The following is a 255-nucleotide window of genomic DNA, read 5'->3' as shown; positions in this document are numbered from 1 at the left end:
ACGACGGCAGTATGTTGCCGGCCGAATTGCTAGCGCGACTTCTGCGAGAATGCGAGAGACTAGCGCTAGTTGAAGAACAATTTAAGGCACTCACCAAAACGCAGGTCTCGCAACTGTCTAAAGCGGTGCAAGAGAAGGTCGCCAGCTTCACCAAGCTCAAAGCGATAGGTGAAACTGGTGCGATACGGATTACGACGGAATTATTTTGGCGACGGTTTGACAATCAAAAACAAGTTGGCTCCTGTGTTGGATTGG

The 255-nt window shown here is 49.8% G+C and carries 1 pseudogene; it reads left to right on the top strand.

From position 1 onward, the window contains the following. Positions 1-11: 11 nt before the first annotated feature. A pseudogene (locus H8K55_RS21425) lies at positions 12-255 on the top strand (IS110 family RNA-guided transposase); the annotation flags it as partial.

The organism is Affinundibacterium flavidum (genome assembly GCF_014284175.1).
Lineage (GTDB): Bacteria > Pseudomonadota > Gammaproteobacteria > Burkholderiales > Burkholderiaceae_D > Undibacterium > Undibacterium flavidum.
This window is presented reverse-complemented; position numbering and strand designations above follow the sequence as displayed.